Raw genomic sequence first — 2,025 nt, 5'->3', positions numbered from 1 at the left:
GAAGGTCTCGTCGATCGAATACGCATCGAGGCGTGGCGAATACCCGTGCAGCACATCGACCACGCGGCGGCTCATGTCGCCGTAAAGGGTATAGTTCGAGGACAGCGCCCTGACCCCGTGGCGCTGCATGAGATCACGGATCTTGAACACGGGCGCGCCCATCCTGATCCCGAGGGACTTGGCTTCCTCGGAGCGGGCGATGGCGCATCCGTCATTGTTCGACAGGACAATGACGGGAATGCCGCGCAGCGAGGGATCGAAGAGCCGCTCGCAGGACACGTAAAAGTTGTTGCAGTCGATCAGGGCAATTGGCTTGTCGGACGCCGGAAGCATGGCCCTATTCGACGGGCAGGCGGCGCACCACGCCTGCCACCACGCCCCAGATCTCGGTCGTCTCGGACACTGGGATCGTCTCGTAGACGTCGCTGCGGGCGCGCGGGTCCAGAAACCAGGCCCCGTTCCTCTTGGCGAGCTTCTTGACGGTGATCTGCCCCTCGACCAAGGCGAGGACGATGCGCCCGCTGCGCCGCCGTCCGGCGCGATCCACGGCGATCAGGTCCCCGTCGAGGATGCCCTCGGCCTCCGGGCTGTCGCCCGAGACGCGCCACCAGAAGGTCGCGTGCTCGTGGCGGACGACCCATTTCATGGGGTCAACGGTTTCCTCCAGATCATCGGCCGCAGGCGAAGGAAAGCCTGCCGGCACCCGCACCGAGGCCAAGGGCATATCGCGCGGGATCAGGGTGACGGGCAGGGTGTACAGATGAGACGACATGACATGAGAACAATAGGAGAACTTAGGGCATAGTTCCCAGACCCGCCTGTTCGTCAAGACGTGTCCTGTCGGGAAGCTCCTGCACTCACGCGGACATCCTCGTCGCCTTCCTTCTTCCCGGCTGTCGAGACAGGGAGAGGAACAGGCTGTTGCCCCAAGCAGCTCGCTCCCTCTGCTCCTGAAAGACACCTCTGGCTCACGGCTGCCGATCCGCAAAGGGCTGCCCCTAGATAACTGCCCGCAACCTCGCGTCAGCGACCAAAATCCGCAGGCTCCGAGACAACCACAGCCTGGCTCGAAGGAATGCCGCGCCGCGGCTCGGACGAGAGCACGAGCCGAAAGAGAATGCCCTTCGATTTTCCGGAGAGAGGGAAAAGAGGTTTCAACCATTGATCTGGCTTTTCGGCAGAAAATATATGAGCTACGAACTTTCCTCATTTTCTGAACCGATCAGAAACCGCATGGAGCGCAGGATAATGGATGGAAACGGACATATGTCACATTGGTCTGAAGCCTTCGAGGCCATGGACCTGGACGCATTGAAGGAGATGCGGAAGACCATCGACCGGGCAATTTCGGGCTATGAGACCCGGAAGCGGAAAGAAGCGCTGACAGCGCTTGAACAGGCAGCCAAGGAGCATGGGTTCAAGTTGTCCGATCTCGTGGCCGATCAGAAACCCGGCAAGGGCCGGAGATCCAGCGATGCTGGAGCAGAGGCAGCCTATGTGAATCCTGAAAAGCCGGATGAGACCTGGAGTGGTCGGGGACGGCGCCCGCGATGGGTCAATGACGCTTTGGCGGCCGGCCGTGCTCTGGAAGAGCTGAAAGCGCAATCCTGACAGAAGGGAAGGGCGCGACACCCGCTCCTCCCTTTCCTTCTTCTGCTCCGGCGCCAGTCGGCGCAAGAGAGAGGAGAAATGGCTGAGAGTGACGAGCGGGTTGCCCTGGCTCAGCTGCTCGCGGCTGCGATCCGCTCTTGCGAGCGCGAGATCGCCAGCATGAACGCTGCGATCCGGCTTCTGGAAAGGGACGAGAGGCGGCGGATCGAGGAGGCATGGCCTGAGGGGAGCAGTGGCGCGGGCTGGCGTCGGATGACTTCATGATGACTTCATCCGGATGGTCGATGCTGGTGGTGCTGACTCGGCAGAACACCCCCGTTTGGTCTGCCCCCTGAAAAGTGGTCCTCCCTGAAGTAGGCTTTCGAGCCAGATGGAGGACAGAAGGATGCCCCAGAAGAAGCACAAACCCGAGGA

General features: G+C 61.5%; 3 protein-coding genes. 1 reads left to right on the top strand and 2 read right to left on the bottom strand.

Translation table 11 applies throughout. The features are described 5' to 3' along the window. On the bottom strand, positions 1–333 hold a 333-nt coding region (locus BLQ03_RS17610), incomplete at its 3' end, for a DNA polymerase Y subunit UmuC family protein (protein ID WP_483824814.1). 4 nt (positions 334–337) lie between these two features. Continuing rightward, positions 338–772, bottom strand: a complete 435-nt coding sequence (locus BLQ03_RS17605; protein ID WP_090757587.1) for a LexA family protein — start codon at positions 770–772, stop codon at positions 338–340. A gap of 389 nt (positions 773–1,161) precedes the next feature. Here BLQ03_RS17605 and BLQ03_RS17600 point away from each other — a divergent pair, with 389 nt between their 5' ends. Further along, entirely contained in the window at positions 1,162–1,611 is a 450-nt protein-coding gene (locus tag BLQ03_RS17600) for an H-NS histone family protein (RefSeq protein WP_245689004.1), read from the top strand. The last annotated feature ends 414 nt before the right edge of the window (positions 1,612–2,025 follow it).

Source organism: Paracoccus chinensis, from assembly GCF_900102885.1.
In the GTDB taxonomy this organism is placed as follows: domain Bacteria; phylum Pseudomonadota; class Alphaproteobacteria; order Rhodobacterales; family Rhodobacteraceae; genus Paracoccus; species Paracoccus chinensis.
The sequence above is the reverse complement of the archived record's forward strand: the minus strand, read 5'-3'. Positions and strand labels throughout refer to the sequence as shown.